Origin of the sequence: Aeromonas sp. MdU4, assembly GCF_041929505.1 — a bacterium.
Taxonomy (GTDB): Bacteria; Pseudomonadota; Gammaproteobacteria; order Enterobacterales; family Aeromonadaceae; genus Aeromonas.
Map to the genome: position 1 here is coordinate 19,330 of NZ_JBHFMW010000015.1, position 20,357 is coordinate 39,686.

21 protein-coding genes are annotated in these 20,357 nt (G+C 59.9%); 12 read left to right on the forward strand and 9 right to left on the reverse strand.

Annotated features, from left to right (window positions below):
* Positions 1-111 precede the first annotated feature (111 nt).
* The gene (locus ACE1BR_RS08285; protein ID WP_374869260.1) at positions 112-984 is read left to right on the forward strand and encodes a VirK/YbjX family protein; all 873 of its coding nucleotides are present in this window, start codon (positions 112-114) and stop codon (positions 982-984) included.
* A 73-nt stretch (positions 985-1,057) separates the two neighbouring features.
* On the opposite strand, the gene coaD is transcribed toward ACE1BR_RS08285, so the two are convergent.
* Complete coding sequence (gene coaD, locus ACE1BR_RS08290; protein ID WP_041210779.1) at positions 1,058-1,543, reverse strand: pantetheine-phosphate adenylyltransferase; 486 nt, start codon at positions 1,541-1,543, stop codon at positions 1,058-1,060.
* Positions 1,544-1,677: 134 nt separating this feature from the next.
* Here coaD and ACE1BR_RS08295 point away from each other — a divergent pair, with 134 nt between their 5' ends.
* The gene (locus ACE1BR_RS08295; RefSeq protein WP_374869262.1) at positions 1,678-2,715 is read left to right on the forward strand and encodes a glycosyltransferase family 9 protein; all 1,038 of its coding nucleotides are present in this window, start codon (positions 1,678-1,680) and stop codon (positions 2,713-2,715) included.
* A 361-nt stretch (positions 2,716-3,076) separates the two neighbouring features.
* Here ACE1BR_RS08295 and ACE1BR_RS08300 read toward each other — a convergent pair whose 3' ends face one another.
* The gene (locus ACE1BR_RS08300; protein WP_374869264.1) at positions 3,077-3,853 is read right to left on the reverse strand and encodes a glycosyltransferase family 2 protein; all 777 of its coding nucleotides are present in this window, start codon (positions 3,851-3,853) and stop codon (positions 3,077-3,079) included.
* A 276-nt stretch (positions 3,854-4,129) separates the two neighbouring features.
* Between ACE1BR_RS08300 and waaF the strand changes: the two genes are divergently transcribed.
* Positions 4,130-5,164 carry a lipopolysaccharide heptosyltransferase II gene (waaF, locus tag ACE1BR_RS08305; protein ID WP_374869266.1) on the forward strand — a complete coding sequence of 345 codons (1,035 nt, stop codon included), beginning with the start codon at positions 4,130-4,132 and terminating at the stop codon, positions 5,162-5,164.
* A gap of 1 nt (position 5,165) precedes the next feature.
* Positions 5,166-6,431 carry a lipid IV(A) 3-deoxy-D-manno-octulosonic acid transferase gene (gene waaA / locus ACE1BR_RS08310; protein ID WP_374869268.1) on the forward strand — a complete coding sequence of 422 codons (1,266 nt, stop codon included), beginning with the start codon at positions 5,166-5,168 and terminating at the stop codon, positions 6,429-6,431.
* Positions 6,432-6,558: 127 nt separating this feature from the next.
* On the opposite strand, the gene ACE1BR_RS08315 is transcribed toward waaA, so the two are convergent.
* The 4 genes from ACE1BR_RS08315 to ACE1BR_RS08330 form a co-directional block, all read right to left on the reverse strand.
* Positions 6,559-8,667: a bifunctional 2',3'-cyclic-nucleotide 2'-phosphodiesterase/3'-nucleotidase gene (locus ACE1BR_RS08315; protein WP_374869270.1), complete on the reverse strand. Its 2,109-nt coding sequence runs from the start codon at positions 8,665-8,667 to the stop codon at positions 6,559-6,561.
* A 250-nt stretch (positions 8,668-8,917) separates the two neighbouring features.
* Positions 8,918-10,177 carry a PTS ascorbate transporter subunit IIC gene (locus ACE1BR_RS08320; RefSeq protein WP_075114295.1) on the reverse strand — a complete coding sequence of 420 codons (1,260 nt, stop codon included), beginning with the start codon at positions 10,175-10,177 and terminating at the stop codon, positions 8,918-8,920.
* Between the two features lie 51 nt (positions 10,178-10,228).
* Complete coding sequence (locus ACE1BR_RS08325; protein WP_042657794.1) at positions 10,229-10,516, reverse strand: PTS sugar transporter subunit IIB; 288 nt, start codon at positions 10,514-10,516, stop codon at positions 10,229-10,231.
* Between the two features lie 35 nt (positions 10,517-10,551).
* Positions 10,552-10,995 (reverse strand): PTS sugar transporter subunit IIA, encoded by a 444-nt coding sequence (locus tag ACE1BR_RS08330; protein ID WP_033136381.1) that lies wholly within the window; start codon positions 10,993-10,995, stop codon positions 10,552-10,554.
* Positions 10,996-11,246: 251 nt separating this feature from the next.
* Here ACE1BR_RS08330 and ACE1BR_RS08335 point away from each other — a divergent pair, with 251 nt between their 5' ends.
* The 4 genes from ACE1BR_RS08335 (at position 11,247) to ACE1BR_RS08350 (ending at position 13,949) form a co-directional block, all read left to right on the forward strand.
* On the forward strand, positions 11,247-12,266 hold the full coding sequence (locus ACE1BR_RS08335) for a LacI family DNA-binding transcriptional regulator (protein ID WP_374869273.1): 1,020 nt from the start codon (positions 11,247-11,249) through the stop codon (positions 12,264-12,266).
* 32 nt (positions 12,267-12,298) lie between these two features.
* Positions 12,299-13,279, forward strand: coding sequence for an MDR family oxidoreductase (locus ACE1BR_RS08340; RefSeq protein WP_374869275.1), 981 nt, complete (start codon positions 12,299-12,301; stop codon positions 13,277-13,279).
* Between the two features lie 74 nt (positions 13,280-13,353).
* Complete coding sequence (locus ACE1BR_RS08345; protein WP_256029019.1) at positions 13,354-13,479, forward strand: hypothetical protein; 126 nt, start codon at positions 13,354-13,356, stop codon at positions 13,477-13,479.
* 137 nt (positions 13,480-13,616) lie between these two features.
* A complete protein-coding gene (locus ACE1BR_RS08350) occupies positions 13,617-13,949 on the forward strand; it encodes a DUF2799 domain-containing protein (RefSeq protein WP_374869277.1) in 333 nt (110 codons plus the stop codon).
* Positions 13,950-13,967: 18 nt separating this feature from the next.
* Here ACE1BR_RS08350 and ACE1BR_RS08355 read toward each other — a convergent pair whose 3' ends face one another.
* Positions 13,968-14,132, reverse strand: a complete 165-nt coding sequence (locus tag ACE1BR_RS08355; protein ID WP_374869279.1) for a hypothetical protein — start codon at positions 14,130-14,132, stop codon at positions 13,968-13,970.
* Between the two features lie 111 nt (positions 14,133-14,243).
* Positions 14,244-14,681 carry a flagellar basal body-associated FliL family protein gene (locus tag ACE1BR_RS08360; protein ID WP_374869281.1) on the reverse strand — a complete coding sequence of 146 codons (438 nt, stop codon included), beginning with the start codon at positions 14,679-14,681 and terminating at the stop codon, positions 14,244-14,246.
* 145 nt (positions 14,682-14,826) lie between these two features.
* Here ACE1BR_RS08360 and ACE1BR_RS08365 point away from each other — a divergent pair, with 145 nt between their 5' ends.
* A complete protein-coding gene (locus ACE1BR_RS08365; protein WP_374869283.1) occupies positions 14,827-15,363 on the forward strand; it encodes a chorismate--pyruvate lyase family protein in 537 nt (178 codons plus the stop codon).
* On the forward strand, positions 15,360-16,229 hold the full coding sequence (gene ubiA / locus ACE1BR_RS08370) for a 4-hydroxybenzoate octaprenyltransferase (RefSeq protein WP_374869285.1): 870 nt from the start codon (positions 15,360-15,362) through the stop codon (positions 16,227-16,229). The genes ACE1BR_RS08365 and ubiA overlap by 4 nt, the downstream gene beginning before the upstream one ends.
* 69 nt (positions 16,230-16,298) lie before the next feature.
* On the opposite strand, the gene plsB is transcribed toward ubiA, so the two are convergent.
* Positions 16,299-18,722, reverse strand: coding sequence for a glycerol-3-phosphate 1-O-acyltransferase PlsB (plsB, locus tag ACE1BR_RS08375; protein ID WP_374869287.1), 2,424 nt, complete (start codon positions 18,720-18,722; stop codon positions 16,299-16,301).
* 204 nt (positions 18,723-18,926) lie between these two features.
* Here plsB and lexA point away from each other — a divergent pair, with 204 nt between their 5' ends.
* Both lexA and ACE1BR_RS08385 read left to right on the forward strand, forming a co-directional pair.
* Positions 18,927-19,550, forward strand: a complete 624-nt coding sequence (gene lexA / locus ACE1BR_RS08380; protein WP_374869289.1) for a transcriptional repressor LexA — start codon at positions 18,927-18,929, stop codon at positions 19,548-19,550.
* A gap of 492 nt (positions 19,551-20,042) precedes the next feature.
* The gene (locus tag ACE1BR_RS08385) at positions 20,043-20,258 is read left to right on the forward strand and encodes a hypothetical protein (RefSeq protein ID WP_374869291.1); all 216 of its coding nucleotides are present in this window, start codon (positions 20,043-20,045) and stop codon (positions 20,256-20,258) included.
* The last annotated feature ends 99 nt before the right edge of the window (positions 20,259-20,357 follow it).

Here is a 20,357-nt window from a genome sequence, read left to right on the forward strand (position 1 = left end):
ACAGTTGTCTCTAGTATCTCGGTCGTTCAGGCGGTTTGAGAAACAAAAATGACTGTTAAATCAATAGACTGGGAATACTTATCCCGGCAGGAGCGCTACCGCGCAAAAACTATGGCCTGCTACCTCTACCCCGAGGGAAGCGAGCGCCAGACCTTCAACCGTGGCAAGTTTATGCTGCGCAGCCTGCTTTACCGCAAGCAGCTGAGCCGGGTCTTCGCGCTGTTTCAGACCGAACCGCTCAAGGCGCTGCCTGCCCGTTACCCCGAGTTGCTCGACAAGCCGATGCGCCCCTATCGCTTCGCCTGTGCCACGGCCCGTGAGCGGGCCGAGATGCTGGAAAATCACTATCAGCTGCAGCTGAGTTGCTATCCGGAGTTGGTTGAGCAGCTCTATCTGGCTGGTGGGATTGAACTGGGGCGTTACCCCCAGAGCGATTGCCGCATCGTGTTGCGTCATGACGGTACCTTCCGCCGTGAGGCCGAGCTGGCGCTCTCCATCATCGATAACGAGGGGTTGCGTCTCTACAGCTGTGCCTTCTCGCTGGCAGGCAGCGCCGAGCAGCTGCATCTGGTGATCGGCTCCATGCAGGGGCCTGAGCCTGGGGTGGCCAACGCGCAAGACAAGGTGCGCGAGCTGACCAAAGAGGGGCAGGGTTTGCGGCCCAAATCCCTGCTGGTGCAGCTGGTGCAGCAGCTGGCGCTGGCGATGGGCAACGGTCAGGTGCTGGCAGTGCGCAAACGGGCCCACGTATTTCAGGCCAAGCGTTACAGCAGCAAGCAGAAAGCCAACCTGCAGGCCGATTATGACGAGTTGTGGCAGGAGTTTGGCGCGCAGGATGTGGATGCCAACTTTGTCGCCCTGCAGCTGCAGCCGCGCAAGCCGCTGGAGGAGGTCGCCTCCAAGAAGCGGGCCATGTATCGGCGTCGCTACGAGTGGCTCGATCAGCTGGAGCTGGCGATCCGTGAGCAGTTTGTCCGCCGCTAAGCATTTGGCGTGCTGATGCAACAAGGGCTACCCGTGGGTAGCCCTTGTCGTTTCTGCCAATCAGGGGAGGGGATTAGCGCTGCTGCTGTTTGGCGGCGATGGCTTGTGCCACCACGGGGTCGACAAACTGGCGGATGTCGCCGCCGTGCAGCGCCACCTCTTTCACCAGAGTGGAGGAGATAAAGGAGTTCTCCTCGGCCGGGGTGAGGAAGACGCTCTCCAGCTCCGGCATCAGGCGGCGGTTCATGTTGGCCAGCTGGAACTCGTACTCGAAGTCGGAGACGGCGCGCAGGCCGCGGATCAGCACATTGGCCTGATGCTCTTTGGCGAAATCGACCAGCAGGCCCGAGAAGCCGACCACCTTGACGTTGGGAAGCTGGCTGGTCACTTGCTGGACAAGCTGGACTCGTTCCGCCAGATCGAACAGCGGGCGCTTGCTCGGGCTGTTGGCGACGCCGACGATCACCTCGTCAAACAGCTTGGCGGCACGGCCGATCAGGTCGGCGTGGCCATTGGTAACGGGATCAAACGTCCCGGGATAGATCACCCTGGTAGTCATCTTTGTGGTCCTGCAACCTGGAAATTTGGTCGCATTATAAGGTCGTCGCTTGAGAATAGCAGTGCATCAGGCAAGAATACGCCATCGCGCATCAAGCCTCCCTGCATTGGTGACAGGGAGCAAAGGGATTTTTTATGAAACGTATTCTGGTCGTTCGCAATGACAAGATTGGTGACTTCATGCTGGCGTGGCCGAGTTTCGCCATGCTCAAAGGCTCCATGGAGTGTCATGTGACTGCCCTGGTTCCGGCCTATACGGCGCCGCTGGCCCGGCTCTGCCCCTGGATTGACGAGGTGATCATCGATCCGGGCGTGCGGGCCGACAAGGAGCAACAGCGGGCACTGCTGGCGCGGATCAAGGCGGCGGCGTTCGACGCGTCCATTTGCCTCTTCTCCAACTCCCGCAATGCCATGCTGGTGTGGAAGGCACACATCCCTTACCGGCTGGCCCCGGCGACCAAGCTGGCGCAGGTGCTCTACAACCAGCGCCTGGTGCAGCGCCGCTCCCGCTCCCAAAAGCCGGAGTCCGAGTACAATCTGGAGTTGATCCGTCGCTTCCTGGCCGATCAGCAGGTGGCGGTGGTGGAGCCCAAGACTCCCTTCCTCCGCTTCGATCGGGCTAGCCTGCTGCAGGTGCGTGAGCAGCTGGCGGCTAAATTGAAACTCGATGCCAATCGCCCCTGGCTGATGGTGCACGCCGGTAGCGGTGGCTCGGCCAACAACCTCTCCATCGAGCAGTACGCCCGCATCATCATCAAGCTCAATCAGGCTTGCCCCGAGCTGCAGTGCGTGCTGACCGCAGGCCCGGGCGAGGAGAAGATGGCTGAACAGCTGGCAGCGGAGCTGCTGGCCCATGGCGGTAACGGCTGGATCTACCGCTCCAGTGATGGCTTGCCGATGTTCTGTCAGGTATTGGCCAACGCGGCGTTGTTCGTGGCAGGCAGTACCGGCCCGCTCCATATCGCCGGTGCGCTCGATGTGCCGACCATCGGCTTCTTCCCGATGCGCCGCTCCGCCACCCCGCTGCGCTGGAGGCCCCTCAATAGCGAAGGGCGTCACCTCGCCTTCAGCCCGCCGGAGGATAGCGACCATCCGGAGGATATGAGCCAGCTCGATCCCAAGACCATGGTGCCGGTAATGGCCCGCTGGGCCGCACCTTTCTGGCAAAAGTAAAGGTATACCGCAATGCAAACAGGGCCCCGCGGGGCCCTGTTTTGTATGGTGCGTTTGTATGGTGATGGTATCTGGCGATGAGCTCGGCTGGCGGGGAGATCGGAAGTCGCCCCCATCCGCCCTGTAACGGCCCTGCCAGTGCCCCGCTGGCGCGGATCCTGCCGGTATAAGCTGGAGTTGGGTCATTTAACCAAAATCCATAAATTCAGCTTATAGCGAACGATCTAACCCCTGCCGCCCACCGTCATTGTCCTTGCGCGCCCTGCAAGGGCTCCGCCCGATCTGCCGCCATGCTATTCGCCCCTTGTTCCGCTGGAACAAGGGGCGAATTGACGAACTTGCGGTGGGGTGGTGTAGGGCGCTATTCCGGCTGCTGCGGTTGCTGGCGCACCCAGAGGTCGGCGTATTTGACGAAGGTGGAGTGGGCGGAGAGGATGGCCAAGAGCAACCCCTGCTTGCCGTCGAGGAAGCCCGCTTTGAGCAGGTACATCTTGATGAAGCAGCCGACGGCGTGCATCAGCCCCTGACTGAGGGAGCCCTTCTTGCCGCGAGCGGTGCGCTGATCGGCCCAGGCACGGGCATAACCGGCGGATTTGACCAGATAGTGCTCCAGATCCCGATAGGTGAAGTGGTGCAGGTCGCCGTAAAGGTTGACGATCTTCATGTTGGCGCGCACCTCCACCTTCTCGTGCACCAGCGCCTCGTTGTAGCTGGTGAGCGCCTTGGGATAGAGCCGCAGCACCCGATCCGGATACCAGCCGCTGTGGCGGATAAAGCGGCCAAACACCCAGGATAGGCGCGGCAGCGAGTAGATGGTATCGCTGGCCGGATTGGCCATCACTTCGCCGATGGCGGTTTTCAGCTCGGGGGTGAGCCGCTCGTCGGCGTCCAGCCACAACACCCAGTCGGATTGCACGTGGGACTGGGCCAGTCGGCGCTGTTTGCCAAATCCCGGCCACTTGGCGTTGACGAAGAAACGGGCCCCAAACTCGGCAGCGATGGCCGGGGTTTCGTCCTGACTGCCGGAATCCAGAATGACGATCTCGTCCACCAGTCCGTCGAGGGAGGCGAGGCACTTGCGCAGGTTGTCGGCTTCATTCTTGACGATCAGAACGGCAGCCAGAGTCGGTTTTTTCACGAATGTGGGCTCACGGTTATTGCCCGGCTGGCGGGGCGAATGCGTATTGATGGGCCATTCTAACGGAAAAACGGGCCAAAGAGAGAGCCGCCATTGCCCGTTTCTGCCTGCTGTCTGCCTGTCTCGTCTCGCCCGGTTGGAAGAGGGGCACGGCTGGAAAAATGAGGTGGCAGAGGGGATTGCCAAGGATCTTCTGTTATTTATCCAGTCATTCTTGGGGCATAATCTCGCCCAGTGATGATTAACCGCCGGGCCAGTCCCGAGAGAAGACGCGTGATGAAAATATTGGTGATCGGCCCCTCCTGGGTCGGCGATATGGTGATGTCCCAGAGCCTCTACAAGGCGATCAAGGCCAACCATCCGGAGTGCGAACTGCACGTGATGGCCCCCGCCTGGTGCTGCGCCCTGCTGGAGCGGATGCCGGAGGTGGACAAGGCGATCACCATGCCCCTTGGCCACGGTGACTTCAAGCTGGTGGCACGCCGCCGCCTCGGCAAGCAGCTGGCGGCCGAAAAGTACGATCAGGCCATCGTCCAGCCCAACTCCATGAAGTCGGCGCTGATCCCCTGGTTTGCCCGCATTCCGGTACGTACCGGTTGGAAGGGCGAGAGCCGCTATGGCCTGCTCAACGACCTGCGCAGCAACAAGTCTGCCTTCCCGCTGATGGTGGAGGGCTATCTGGCGCTCGCCTATCCCAAGGAGCAGATGAAGAGCCGGGCCGATATTCCGACTATTCCCCACCCTTCGCTCCACGTCGATCTGATCAATCAGAGCAAGGCGCTGGAGCGGCTGGGGCTGGATCGCGCCCGCCCGGTGCTGGTGCTCTGCCCCGGTGCCGAGTTTGGTCCGGCCAAGCGCTGGCCGGAGGGGCACTACGCCGTGGTGGCCCAGCAGCATCTGGACGAGGGGTGGCAGGTGTGGATCTTCGGCTCCAACAAGGATGTGCCGGTGGCCAACACCATTCGGGATCGGGTCAATCTGCTGACCCGTCCCAACTGCCATGTGCTGGCAGGCAAGACCAGCCTGCATGAGGCGATCGATCTGATGGCGCTGGCCAGCCGGGTCATCTCCAACGACTCCGGCCTGATGCACATCGCCGCCGCCCTCAATCGGCCGCTGGTGGGCGTCTATGGCTCCACCTCGCCGCTCTACACCCCGCCGCTGGCGGATCGGGTCGAGATCGTTCACACCGACATCGAGTGCCGCCCCTGCTTCAAGCGCACCTGCAAGTTCGGTCATCTCAAGTGCCTGATCGACTTGCCGCCCGAGCAGGTGGTCGATGCCTGCAAGAAGCTGGAGCAGAGCCAGTAAGATGCCCTACCGTCTGCTCTACAACCTGCTGATCCATCTGGGATTGCCGTTGGCACTGCTGGCCCTCTACAAGCCAAAGAAGGGCAAGCCCGGCTTTGGTGAGCGCTGGGCCGAGCATCTCGGGCGACTGCCTGCCACCGGACAGGATGCACCGCTGTGGATCCATGCGGTGAGCGTGGGGGAGACACTGGCCATCACGCCGCTTATTCGAGCCCTGAAAGCAGAGCGGCCCGATCTGCCGATCCTGCTCACCACCACCACCCGCACCGGCGCCGAGCAGGCTGCCAAGCTGGGGGATCTGGTGATGCATCGCTACGCGCCGCTCGACTACCCCTGGGCCGTGGCGGCCTTTCTCGACACCTTCAAGCCGCGCGCGCTCTGGGTGATGGAGACCGAGTTGTGGCCGAACTGGCTGGCCGCCTGCGAGGCGCGCCACCTGCCGGTGACCATTATCAACGCCCGCCTCTCCGAGCGTTCTTGCCAGCGTTATGCCCGCTTCCACGGCGCCTTCGACGCCCTGAGCCGGCCGCTGACCCATCTGCTCTGCCAGCATCAGGACGACGCCGACCGCTTCGCCCGCCTCGGCATCGATCGTTCGCGGCTGGCGGTGACCGGCTCCATCAAGTTCGATATCCAGTTTGGTGACGAGGTGCAGGCTAAAGGGCGCGCCCTGCGCCAGCAGCTGGGCGCAGATCGGCCGGTCTTGATCGCCGCCAGCACCCATCTGGGTGAGGACGAGCAGGTGCTGGCCGCCTTCGATCTGCTGCTCAAACGCCATCCCGCTGCGTTGCTCATTCTGGTGCCGCGCCACCCCGAGCGGTTTGACCGGGTGGCCGAGCTGTGCGCCCCTTATGGCTGCGTGCGGCGCACTGATGGTGCTGCGGTGAGTGCCGAGGATAAGGTTTATCTCGGCGATACCATGGGCGAGCTGCCGCTGATGCTGGCGGCGGCCGATGTGGCCTTCGTCGGTGGCAGTCTGGTCAAGGTGGGCGGTCACAACCTGCTGGAACCGGCGGCGCTCGGCAAGCCCTGTCTGACCGGCCCCGCCTACTTCAACTTCAGTGACATCACTCGCCAGCTGGTGGCTCAGGGGGGCGCTGCCATCGTGGCCGATGCCGCCGAGCTGGGCGAGCGGGTGAGCCAGCTGTTTGCCGACGGGAACGCCCGCAGCGAGATGGGCGAGCAGGCCCGCGCCGTGGTGCTGCGCAATCAGGGGGCGCTGGCGCGTACCCTCTCGCATTGCCTCGCGTCACTGGAGAGTGACTAGCGGAGCGGAGGGGCGATTGATGCCCCTGGCACCAGATCGTGAACGTGTTGTCGAGCCGTCGATAAACAGAAGCCCCCTCCGGTTGGAGGGGGCTTTTCGTTATCCGATCAATGTGACCTGATGAAGATCAAGGAGTAAGAATCAACTTGTACTGGCCCTTGGCTGCGATATCGTCATCAACGCCCGCGGTACCTTTTGGCGGCATTGTCTTCAGATAGGTGTACTTGCCTGTTGCCAATGCCTGAGCTTCCTCACTTGGCGAAGTGTAGAAGCGCAGGTCCAGATTGGCGGGGAGCTTGGCAAAGTGCCAGATCTCTTCTGCTTGCGGTGTAAAGCCTTCTTTCGGAGACTTGGCTGCCAGCTCTGTGAGGTATTCGGAAAGCGCACGAGGCGTTTCATAGCCATCCTCCAGCACAATCTGCTTGCCATCAACACCCGGGAAGTGGCAGCCGCCACTGGCGCGGTAGTTGTTGGTGACTACGTAGAAGTTCTGCTCCGGATCGATTGGCTTGCCCTGATAGGTCAGGCTGGTAATGCGCTCGCTGTTGTTCAACTTGACGCCATCAATGGTGTAACGAGCTGGTTTGGTGACATCCACCTCATATTTCACCCCGCTTATCACATCAAAGCAGTAGCTGCGGTACTGCTCGTTGACCAGATCCTGCGGTTCGGTTTTGGCTGGATCGATCTGGTTGAATTGAACGGCACTCTTCTCCAGCCACTCCTTGACGGTTTTACCGGTGATCTTGACCACTTGTACCGTGTTGGGGAAGACATAGAGGTCGGCGATGTTGCGCAGCGACAGCTCACCTGCTGGTACATAGGTGTAGTCTTTGGGACCGTTGCGACCACCACGGAAGGGGGCTGCGACCGAGAGGAGCGGCAACGGTTCGGGCAGCAGCCCCTCTTTCTGCAACTCCTTGCCACGCCACAGCTGGGCATCGTTCACGATCTGGATGGAAGGGTCTGGCTGCACCCGCGCGAAATAGCTGTAAAACGGCGCTGTGATCTTGCTGATCGGGGTCTTCAGCCACTCTCTGGTCTCCTGATGCTCGGCGGTAAGTTGAGCCACGACATCCGGATCTTCATAACTTGTCGGGCTGCTGTCGATCTTGCGCAATCCCGCCTTGCTTGACGCCACCTGCCAGCGGCCATCCTGCCATGTCAGCTTCAGGTCGATAACCCCCAGGTGGGTGCCCGTTACCGCTGGCATCACAGTCGGGATGCCAGCCAGCGTCCCGTTGACGTTATCTACATCCTTGATGTTGGAGTAGCTCTTGTCGCCAGGGAATTCGCGGTGGGCATGGCCAATCAACAGTGCATTGACCCCTTTCACCTTGGCCAGCGGCAGGGCGGCATGCTCCATCCCTTTGACGCGTTCGCCACCGATCAGGCCGGTATGGGCGACCACCACGATGAGGTCAGCACCATTTTGCTGCATCTCCGGAATGTAGTGTTCAGCCGTTTCAACCATGTCGGCTACGACCACCTTGCCTTCCAGCACGCTCTTGTCCCACATGGTGATCTGTGGCGGTGTCAGCCCCAGAAAACCGACCTTGATGGTCTGGGGATTGCCGTTGGCATCAGTGACCTGACGCTCAAGGATCACATAGGGTTTGAAGTACTGTTTGCTCCAGTCGATGGCACCCTTGCCATCACGGCTGAAGGCATCGGCCTGGAAGACGTTGGCGTTGATGTAGGGGTAGTTGGCGCCACTCAGGGTCCCTTTCAGGAAATCGAGGCCAAAGTTGAACTCGTGGTTACCCAGGTTGCCTACATCATATTTCATGACGTTGAGCGCTTTGATCGCCGGGTGGGTATGGTTTTTGAACCACAGCTTGGCAAACTCTTGCGCTTTGGCGTCGTCGGCACTGGCACCGCCGAGATCGTTGGCATACTGCTGGTGGATATAGTCGGCAAGCGGGGTACCCTGGATCAAATCGCCATTATCGATCAGCAGGTTGTTCGGATTTTCCTCACGCGCTTTCTTGATCAGCACCGCAGTACGGGCAAACCCCAGCTGAGGTGCTTTCTCATCCTGGTAGTAGTCAAAACTGCGTAGGTTGGCGTGAATATCAGAAGTTTCAATCAGTCGCAGATTGACGTCACCGGGGGCCTGAGCATGGGTTTCTGCCGTGGTTTTGCCATTGTTGGCGGGATCTTGAGAGTCGCTTTGGTTGCAGCCGGACAGCGCAAAGACCACTGCCACCGCACTTATTTTAAGGGTGGTTTTCATCGTAGGGTTCTCTTTTTATCTTGTTGTTGGTATGCCAGCGCGGACATTTTATAGACAGCAAAAGAGTCCTGTTGTGAGCAGGTTAACAACCATGGCTAACAGGTTATGTATCAGTAATGGTGACTATATCTTACTGATTTTAATGTCATTTGTTTGCCTGGCCAGATTACAGTGTGGTTGAGTCAGGGTCAGCAATCGATAAAAAAACGGAGCGCGATGCGCTCCGTTTTGTTGTTGGCGGTGGCTGGGATTAGCGAACGATCAATCCCAGCAGGATGCCCAGCACGCCGAAGTCGGAGTCGCTGAAGGTGGTGTTGGCGAAGCCGAGGTCGCCCAGTACCGGCAGCAGGAACACCGGCAGAATGGTGAGCAGCAGAAGGCCGTTGGCAAAGGCGCCCAGAATGGCACCGCGACGACCACCGGTGGCGTTGCCGAATACCCCGGCGGCGGCACCGACGAAGAAGTGCGGTACCACGCCCGGGATGATGACGGTCAAACCCATGGCGTAGAGCAGCGCCATCCCCACCAGACCGGCGGCAAAACTCGACAGGAAGCCGATCAGTACGGCGTTGGGGGCGTAAGGGAAGACGATGGGGCAGTCGAGCGCCGGTTTGGCATTAGGTACCAGCTTGTCGGAGATCCCCTTGAAGGCTGGCACGATCTCGGCGATGACCATCCGCACACCCTGCAGAATGACGTAGACGCCTGCCGCGAAGGTGATGGACTGCATCAGGGAGAACATGAACCAGTGCTTGCCCTTGGCGACGCTGGAGACAAACTCGGGGCCTGCGAAGGCGGCGGTCACCAGGAAGATGATGCCCATGGTGAAGGAGATGGCTACCGGGGTGTCGCGCAGGAACAGCAGGCTCTTGGGTACCTGTACATCCTCACAGCTGTGAGCCTTGTTGCCGAATTTGGCGCCGATCAGGGCAGAAAGTACGTAGGAGCAGGTGGAGAAGTGGCCCAGCGCCACGTCGTCGGAGCCGGTGATCTGCTTCATGAAGGGGTGGGCGATGGCCGGGAAGAAGACCATGGCGACGCCGACTACCAGACTGCCGACCGCGATCAGCGGCACGCCGCTCATGCCACCGGCAGAGAGGATTACGGCCACCATCATCGACATGAACAGGGTGTGGTGACCGGTCAGGAAGATGAATTTCCACGGGGTGAGGCGGGCGATCAGGATGTTCACCAGCATGGCGAAGAACATGATCATCGCCATCTCTTTGCCAAACGAGGTCTGGGCGATGGAGACGATGGCCTCGTTGTTGGGGACGACCCCCTTGATGCCGAAGGCGTGCTGGAAGATGACGGCGAAGTCACCCAGCGAGTTGATCACCAGGGTGGCACCGGCCCCCAGAATGACGAAGCCCATGATGGTCTTGACCGTGCCCTTGATGCACTCGGTCACCGGTTTCTTCTGGGCAATCAGGCCGATAAGCGCGATCAGGCCGACCAGCACGGCGGGCTCGGACAGCACGTCAAACATCAGAAAATTGAAAAATTCCATGGTCAGCTCCTGGCAATGGAAGATGCGGCCCGCAGGCCGCATGGAGGATTCTTAGAGGGCGCCCAGTTCGCGCAAGGCGGTGGAGAGCTGCTCTTTCATCGCGACCTTGTCGACCATGTTGGCGAGGCTCACCAGTCGGCCATTAACGCCCATGGATTGCAGCTGCTCGGCAATGTCACGGGTGGCGATAAAGATCTCGGCGGTTTCGCTACCGGCGGAGGCCAGATCGCGGTGATCCACTTCGGCGGTGACCGCCAGCTCTTTCAGGATGCTCTTGATGCTCATTTCCATCATCAGGCTGGTGCCCAGACCGTGACCGCATACAACCAGAATTTTCATTGTCTCTTCCTTTGTCAGGTGCGCCTTGGCGCAGCTCAGTAGCGCGCCAGAATGCGCAAGATGTCGTCTTTGGTGTCGGCCGCAATGATGGCCGCCACGTCCTCTTCATTCATAAACAGCTCGGCCAGCTGGGCGATGGTCTCCACGTGGGAGTTGCTGTCGCTGGCAGCCAGGGTGATCAGCAGCTGGATCGGATCATTGCCTTCGGAATCGAAGTTGACCCCCTGCTTGATAACGGTCAGACCCAGACCCAGCCGGTTGACGCCGTCCTCGGGGCGAGCATGGGGCATCGCCAGACCGGGGCCCAATACGTAGTAGGGGCCGAGCTCCTCGTGGGAGCGAAACAGCGCCGCCACATAGGAGGGCTCGATGGTGCCATTGGCCAGCAGGGGGGCCGTGGCCAGCTCGATAGCATGACGCCAGTCGCGGGCGGCGGGTTCGATGCGGATGACATCCTCGGTCAGCAGTTGAGTCAGCATGGTGGTGATCCGGCTAGTTAAGATGGGGCCAATTTATCGATCTTGCGGTGGTGAAACTGTGAGGGTGATCGCGAAAGTTAGCGCTATCAGATAGCGCTAACATAAAACTGTGATAGCGCTATCACTTCCTCCATTAACGGGAGTCATCTTGCCCCCGTGATCCGGGAAAGAGGGTAGAATCGGCCCTGAGCAAATAGTCGGTGCCGCATTTTTGCCTTAAAGTGGGCAGCCGCAAGTCGAGGATGGGATGGATGTCAGAAGCAAAGAAGCGCCGTAGCACGGGTCGGGTGACCCTCAACGATGTGGCCCAGCTGGCCGGCGTGGGGGCCATGACGGTCTCCCGTGCCCTGCGCACGCCGGAGATGGTCTCCGACAAGATGCGCGAGCGCATCGAAGCCGCGGTGGAAGAGCTCGGCTATATCCCCAACCGGGCGGCCGGGGCGCTGGCCTCGGGTACCTCCCATGTCATTCTGGTGATAGTGCCAAGCCTGCTGGATCGTGCCAGTGCTGAACTGATGGCCGGGTTGCAACCTCTGTTGATGAAAGCCGGTTATCAGCTGGTACTGGGCGATGCCCAGCATCTGCGCCAGCAGAGCGAACAGTTAGAGAATCTGCTGCAGTACAATCCGGCTGCCGTGATTGTGCTGGGTTGCCTTGAGTCGCCAGATGACAAAGCGTTGTTGCGGCAGAGTCGCCTGCCAGTGGTAGAGGTGGGAGCACTGGTGCCACATCCCATGGATATCTGTGTGGGGGGTTCCAATCAGGAGGCAGGTTACCGTCTGACTCGTCACTTCATCGAGCGGGGCTACCGCAATATCGGTTTTCTCTGTGCCCGCCAAGAGCAGTGGATGTTGCAACAGCGTATGCGTGGCTGGCAACAGGCAATGCTGGAGAGCTATCTCTCGCCAGATATGGTGATCAATACCTCGGAGGCGCCCAGTTTCAGTACGGGGGCGGCCATGTTGGGTGAGTTTCTGCTGCGTTGGCCCGAGCTTGATGCTCTGATCTGCGTCAACGATGAGCTAGCCGCTGGCGTGCTGTTTGAATGTCAGCGGCGGCACCTGAGTGTGCCCGGCAAGCTGGCCATAGCCGGTTTCGATGACTCCGATGTCGCGAAGGCCTGTTATCCTGCTCTGACATCGGTACATATTCCCTATCGCAAAATGGGCAGCATGGCTGCCGAGATGATCCTGCGCAGGCTGGCTGGTGAGGAGCTGCAAGAGTGTACTCAGCCCCTCGAGTTTGAATTGCAAAAACGCCAAAGCAGTTGATCCCCGTTTCACACGTCATCAAAGAGGCAACCATGTTCAAGGCTCTGTTACTGGAAAACCAAGACGGCAAGACTGTTCCGACCCTGACCCAACTGACCGAGAGCCAGTTGCCGGAAGGTGAGGTGCGGGTGGCCGTCGCCTACAGCTCCATCAACTACAAGGATGGGCTGGCCATCACCGGCAAGGGCAAGATAGTGCGCCAGTGGCCACTGGTGCCCGGCATCGATTTTGCCGGTACCGTGCTCGAATCCGCCGACAGCCGCTATCAGCCCGGCGACAAGGTGGTGCTGACCGGCTGGGGCGTGGGCGAAGGGCACTGGGGCGGCATGGCCGAACAGGCGCGGGTCAAGGGCGACTGGCTGGTGCCGCTGCCCGCCGGGTTGGATGAGCGGCAGGCCATGTGCATCGGCACCGCCGGCCTTACCGCCATGCTCTGCGTGCTGGCGCTGGAAGAGGCGGGCATTACTCCCGAAAGCGGTGAGGTGCTGGTGACCGGCGCGGCAGGCGGTGTGGGTTCCACCTCGGTTGCCCTGCTGGCTGCCCTTGGCTATCAGGTGGCGGTGCTGACCGGTCGCCCCGAAGAGCAGGGCGCCATGCTGACTGCGCTGGGTGCCAGCCGCATCGTGCCGCGCAGCGAGCTGTTGGTGCCAGCTAAACCGCTGGAGAAACAGCTGTGGGCCGGAGCCATCGACACCGTTGGCAGTCAGGTGCTGGCCAAGCTACTGGCCCAGATGAACTACGGCGGCGCCGTGGCAGCCTGCGGGCTGGCGGGCGGTTTCGATCTGCCGACCAGCGTGATGCCCTTCATACTGCGCAATGTGCGGTTGCAGGGGGTTGATTCGGTGATGTGCCCGCTGGCGCGTCGGCAACTGGCGTGGCAGCGACTGGCACGGGATCTGCCTGCCAGCTTCTTCGAACAGGCCGTCACCGAGATCGGGCTGGAGCAGGTAGTGGAGGCCGCTGAGGCCATCACGCTGGGCCAGATCGCCGGGCGCACCCTGGTCAAACTTTGAACTCTCACTGACTGGCGAGCCTGACAATTCCGGATAAAATTGGAGTGCGGGTGAACTATCCAAGGAGAGTGAAGATGGGTGGACACAAGCCGGATTACGACTCCTCTGATGATGAGTGGGATCCGGAATCCTGGGAAGAAGAGCTGGATCAGTGGGAAGATGAAAGTTGGCAGGATGATGACACTTTCGATGACCAGTGAACCACAGCATTGAATGAACAGGCGGGCTTTGGGCCCGCCTGATTTTTTTGCTGGGCTCACAGGGCGAGCGCATACCTCTTGTGGTCATCCGGTGGCTGGATAAGAATGAACTGCTCAAACGACACTCAAGGATGACTATGCGACTTTCCATCATACTGTTGGCTGCCCTGCTGGGGGGCTGCGTCTCCAACGATGACCCTTGCCAGAAGGTGTGGATCGATGTGGGGGAGGCGGATGGCAAGCTGGGGTTCACCGCCGATCGGGTCGAGTTTCATCAGGCACAGTGCGGCAAAAAGGTCGATGCCGAGTTATGGGAGCAGGGACGCCAGAAGGGGTTGGCCTGGTATTGCCGCCCTGAGCATCTTTATCTGGCTGGTCGCTCCGGTAGTGAATATCGCGGTGTTTGCCCCAATGATACCCAGGCGCGCCGGTTGCTCGAGCAGGGACGGCAGGGCTGGACCGATCAATAACGCCCTGAACTGGTGAACTTACTCCTCTTTCAGCCGCAGGGGCTGACAGAGATACCCCTTTTCGTTGGCGCTGCGGGCACACTTGCCACAGACAAACTTGGGTTTGCGCACGATTTTTCTCAGCGCTTTGAGATCGGCGGGGATCTCGTGGCGGCGCCATTCACACAAGGTTTTACTGCCCATAACGACGACCTCTACGACTCGATGGGCGTATTGTAATCAATTTTCATTTCGAATAAACGACAAACCGGCCAGCAGGGAGTACTCCCTGCTGGCCGGTTTGCAAATGACATATTACTGGTAGAGAAATTTGGTGAAGATGAGCTCGCGTACGGCCTTCTTGCCGGTCTCTTTCACCAGCAGCTCGTTTGCCTTGGTCTCGCACTCTTTACGCAGCTCTTCACGGCTGACCAGCGATTTGATCTGTTCGGTACTCTTGCTGCCCATCAGGCGGATGAGGGCGTCGCGGATCAGCGGGTCATGCTGCTCCAGCAGCTTGAGATCGCCCTCGTTGGCTGCCATCAACTCTACCGTTACCCGGACGTAGCCAAGGGTTTTGCCATCGCTCAGGTAGTTGGTGATGATGTCCGGATCCAGCAGGTGATAGTAGAAACCGGGTTTGGGGGCCGCAGCGGCTTCTCCTTCCGCAGCTGGCTCCTCTCCTTCGGAGGCATAGACCTGAAGTGCACCACAGCTCAGTAACAACACCAGCAGAATTTTGAAGATCTTCATATGGATGGCTCATCAGCAAGAGATAACCCATTTTTGATGTTGCCATCGGGGCCGTCAAGCACGGATGTTCTTACATTTTGCTATTGATTTACGGATAATAAACCGGATTTTAACCTGAACACGGAAATCTCTGGATGGTGAAGCTGTGAAGTCCGAGTTGACTGTTCCCCTCACGCCGTTAAGCGGCTGGTTGGCCCCCGAATGTTGCGAGTTGCCCGCCAGCTTGCGTCCCTGGTTGCTGGAGCCCGGCTCCATGACCCGACGGTTGCGCCAGCACAATCGCCACTTCTCGGTGGAGTGGCTTGGCAATCATCAGGTCTCTTTGACTGCCGATGAGCAGTGGCTAGTAGATTCAACCTCTTCCACCGGGATTTGCCGGGAAGTGATCTTGCATGGCGATGGGGGGGCTGCGGTGTTGGGCTGGACCCTGTTTGCTGAAGCAGCGTTGCAAGGAAGCGGCATTGCCGAGTTGGGCGAGCAACCGCTGGGTGAGCGGGTATTTGGTCATGAGCCCGCCCGCCGCGATCATCTGCAACTGGCCCGTTTTGAGATTGCCGCCAATTCCCACTGCCCCGCAGCCACTGTCTGGGGGCGTCGCTCCCGGCTGTTTCTGGGACAGTGGCCTCTGTTGGTCCACGAGCTGTTTCTGCCTTCTCTCGTTTGTAACAAGGAGCTGGAGTGAATCTGTTAACCAAGGAGCGGGGACTGGCCTATATGCAGTTGGCCCGTATCGACAAGCCAATCGGTTCCCTGCTGTTGTTGTGGCCGACGCTTTGGGCGCTCTGGCTGGCTGCAGGCGGCCTGCCCAATCTCTGGATCCTGCTGGTGTTTGTGTTGGGAGTATTTCTGATGCGTTCGGCCGGGTGTGTCATCAACGACTATGCGGATCGCAATTTCGATGGCCATGTCAAACGCACCTCGGGGCGCCCCCTGCCGACTGGCAGGGTGGATCCCCGCGAGGCGCTGGCGCTCTTCTTCGTGCTGGCAATCATCTCGTTTGGTCTGGTGCTGACCCTCAATTCGCTCACCATTAGCCTGTCGTTTGTTGGCCTGCTGCTGGCGGTGAGTTACCCCTTCATGAAGCGCTTTATCTCCAACCCCCAGCTGGTGCTCGGGATGGCCTTCTCCTGGTCCATCCCCATGGCCTACGCAGCGCAGGCGGATGCCCTGCCGCTGGTGGCCTGGCTGCTCTTTTTCGCCAACCTGCTCTGGACAGTGGCCTACGACACCCAGTATGCCATGGTGGATCGGGACGATGACCTCAAGCTCGGTCTCAAATCCAGCGCCATCCTGTTTGGCCGCCATGACAAGCGGATCATCGGGGTGTTGCAGCTATCGGCACTCCTGTTGCTGGTGGTGGTAGGGCAGTTGATGGTGCTGGGAAGTTGGTATTACTGGGGTTTGCTGGGGGCGGCGGTGCTGTTTGTCTACCAACAGCGGCTCATTCGCGAGCGGCAGCGAGAGGCTTGCTTCCAGGCGTTTCTCAACAACAACTATGTGGGGGCGCTGGTGTTTGCCGGTCTGGTACTCGACTACCTGCTGGCGTGACTTATCCCGCACAAATCCTGATAAAAAAGAAGGCCGCATCATGCGGCCTTCTTTGTTTCGGGTTGCTGATCAGAGCTGGTTGCCCGCCTGAATAGTACGGCGGATCTTGTTGCTCAGCAGCGGCACTATGTTTTCTGCCAGTGCCTGGAAGCGGCCGAGATCCGGCTTGCAGTCGGAGGAGAAGTAGCCCTCTTTGCGCAGCGTGTGGATCAGGGTACTGAACAGTTTCTGGTCGAAGAACTCGGGGGCATTGATGCCATGCAGGGTGCCGAGGCGCTCTGCCATCATCAGGCCGTCCGCTTCCAGCTGCTCCGCTTCGATATGGGGCTGGTCCAGCACCCGGGTCAGCACGATAGCGTAGCGTTGCAGAGTCTCCTGAATGCTCTCCGCCAGCAGCAGCAGGCGCATCTGGTTGGCCGGGTTGACCCAGTAGCCACCATCACGGGTCTCGATCAACTGCTGGGTTTGCAGAGCATCGAGCAGGCTGTCGACCAACTCCGGCAGCTCCTCCTCTTCATAACGGAGGAACAGCTCGGTTTTGAGCAGCGGATAGATGTCGATGCAGCGGGCCATGATTTCGCTGCGAGAGATCCCCTCGCACCGCTCGATCAGGGCGGCGACCAGAGAGGGCATGGCGAACAGGTGGAGGATGTTGTTGCGGTAGTAGGTCAGCAGGATCGCCTGATAGCGATCCAGACTGATGATCTGGCCCAGCTTGTCCTCGCTCACCTCGAACTTGTTGAGCTCCATCGCCTGATCCAGCAGGGTCTTGGCGTCCTCATCCGGGATGGTGCTCTGCGGGCTGTAAGGCACCGCCTTGAGCAGATCCAGATAGGTGTTGAGTTGGGCCTGCAACTCGTCGCGGGTCAGGGCGTGACGCTCGGCGGCCAGCAGTGCCAGCGCGCTCAGGGTCAGGCCGTTGACGGCGGCGGCCCCGTTGATCCGGGTCATCAGTAGTTCGGCCAGATCGTTGACGGTCCCCGCCATCCACTCTGGACGCTCCTCTTCCCCGATGTGTTTTTTCCAGTCGGGGACATGCTCGCTCAGGTAGCTGTTGAGGGTCAGCGGCTCGCCGAAGTTGACGAAGCCACGGCCGTAGTTGCGCAGCTTGCGCAGGATGCCGAGCACCTGCAGGAAGCTCTCTTTCTCCTTGCGGCTGCCCTTGAGCTCGTTGTGGTAGGTGTTTACCTCCATCACGTGTTCGTAGCCCAGATAGACCGGCACCAGAGTCACCGGACGATCCAGACCGCGCATCATCGCCTGCAGGGTCATCGCCAGCATGCCGGTCTTGGGCGGCAGCAGACGGCCGGTACGGGAGCGGCCACCCTCGGTGAAGAACTCTACCGAGTAACCCTTGGCAAACAGCAGGTTGAGATATTCGCGAAATACCGTGCTGTAGAGCGGATTGCCCTTGAAGGTGCGGCGAATGAAGAAGGCGCCGCCGTGGCGAAAGATGGGCCCCGCTGGCCAGAAGTTGAGGTTGATGCCCGCCGCAATGTGGGGCGGCACCATCCCCTGATGGTAGATGACGTAGGAGAGCAGAAGGTAGTCCATGTGACTGCGATGGCAGGGTACATAGACGATCTCGTGCCCCTCTTGTGCCAGCTGGCGTACCTTCTCGGCACCGTTGACGGAGAGCCCGCGGTAGAGCTTGTTCCACAGCCAGCCGAGGAAACTTTCGCCGAGGCGGATCAGCCGGTAGGAGAAGTCGGAGGCGATCTCGTCCATGTAGCCGTGAGCCCGCTTCTGGGCTTTTTCCTGGCTGATCCCTTCGCGCTCAGCTTCTTCGCTGATCGCCTGCTGGATCACCTCGGAATCAAGCAGTTGCTTGAACAGCAGGTTGCGGTTCGGCAGTTTCGGGCCGGTGGCGGCCAACTGCTGGCGGCTGAAGTGGGTGCGAGCCACTCGTGCCAGCTTGTGGGCGATGGCCTCGTCGGTGCCGTGCTTGTCGGCCATGTAGCGCAGGGAGAGCGGTGGCGAGAAGCGCACCAGATTCTCGCGCCCCTTGAGGATCACGATAAGCGCCTTTTTGAGGCGGTTCGGCGCCAGACTGCTGATGATGTTGAGGCCGGAGGCCTCTTCCCCCTCCCGCCCCGGGGCGCGGCCCCAGAACAGGGTGACGGGTACCACCTGGATATCCAGTTCGGGATCCTGCTTATGCAGGTCCAGCAGCTGGTGGAACTCCTGCAGGAAGGGGAGCGGCTTGCTGCGCTTGCCAAACAGGGGAGGCGGACGATCCAGACAGACATAGCGCGGCAGCAGCTGGCCGTTAAGCTCCAGCGGCGTGAAGGGGCCGGGCAGATCGAGATCCTCGCAGCACTGCTGCAAGGTCATCAGGTCGGTGATCGAACTGGTTTTCAGGGCGTAGACGATGGGTCTGGCCGGATCCAGATTGAGTTCTGTGATGGGATTTTCCGGCAGGCTCTTGTGATTGACCAAGCCGCTGACCGGCCATTGCAAGATGGCTCTGGAAATCTTCTGTCCTAGGGACATGTGCGTCTGCTCTCCAAAAAAATGCGGCGTGAGCATAACAAATCGGCAGCCCGTTGTCGCCGAGAGGTACGATGAGTTGGCTGCGCAGGATCAAAACAGCAGTAAATGAGGGGTTGGTCGTGACAAATGTCAGCTGCGCCTTGCCTTGGCCACCGCACTGTATATACTGCCAGTGTGCTGTATAAAAAGACAGGTGCCAATTCTATGAAACCCCTTACCCCCCGCCAGGCCGAAGTGCTGGAGCTGATCAAGGTGAACATGAGCGAGACCGGCATGCCGCCGACTCGTGCCGAGATTGCCCAGAAGCTTGGTTTCAAGTCGGCCAATGCGGCCGAAGAACATTTGAAGGCCCTGGCCAAAAAAGGGGTCATCGAGATCATGCCGGGCACGTCCCGCGGTATTCGCCTGCTGCTTGAAGAGGAAGAGGTGCTGGAAGAGAGCGGCCTGCCGCTGATCGGCAAGGTAGCCGCCGGTGAACCGATCCTGGCGCAGGAGCATATCGAGAGCCACTACCAGGTGGATCCCGCCCTGTTCCATCCGCGGGCAGATTTTCTGCTGCGGGTGCAGGGGATGAGCATGAAGAACATCGGCATTCTGGATGGCGATCTGCTGGCAGTGCACAAGACCCAGGAGGTGCGCAACGGTCAGGTGGTGGTTGCTCGTCTCGATGAGGATGTCACCGTCAAGCGCTTCCAGCGCAAGGGTAGCCAGGTGTGGCTGCTGCCGGAGAACGAAGAGCTCTCTCCCATCGAGGTGGACCTTTCCAGCCAGCAGCTCACCATCGAGGGACTGGCTGTCGGGGTGATCCGTAACGCCGACTGGATGTAGTCCTTACTTCCAACTGCTTTTGCCACACGGCCTCCTTCGGGAGGCCGTGCTGTTTTTGGTGATCTTTTCTAACCAGATCAAGCGGATTTCTGCTGCGGGTATGTTTGTCATGTACGACCTGCTAGCAATCATTCATTTCAGATATATGCTCTGATCAGAGCCCCATCTTGCAGCCTCATCGCTGGGATGGCGACGGGTTCTTCGCTGATGAGTAACCAATGAGTGGTTCGCGAGGAGCCGGACATTACGAAAATGAAGCAAAACACCTTCACGGGATATGAAGGGAGAGTGGGTAGAGCCCGAGCCTTGCGGTTCGGCACCACTTTTGGCGTTGCAGGTAGTCGTGACGGGTCTGACCAGAGTGCAGGCCGACGAAGCAACATGACCTGTCGGTCAAGGAGGACTGGTATGGCATCAAGATCGCCATGGGATTCACAAGTGGCAGCTGCGCCCTCGGAATCGTCAATCACCCATTTTATCAAGGGGAGCCGGATGACCTGGTTTTATGGTCTCTGGTTGCACCACAAGGGGTCGCACTGGACGCTCTGGCTGGGATGCCCGAAAGAGAAGGTGGTGCGTCTGGTACTGTTGTTCCGGCGAGGCCATGGCGAGCGTCAAGGGGAAGAAGGCTGGCTGGCACCCGTTATTCCGATCGGAGTCCGCGCCATCGGCAAGATGTTGCAGCAGGGGCGCAACGCCCGTACCTGAGAGGACGCGAGACAAACCGGCGTGTTCATAACCGGCTCCCGATGGGCCGGTTTTTTTATGGTCGACACTGGCGATAAATCGCACCAAATGGTCGACTAT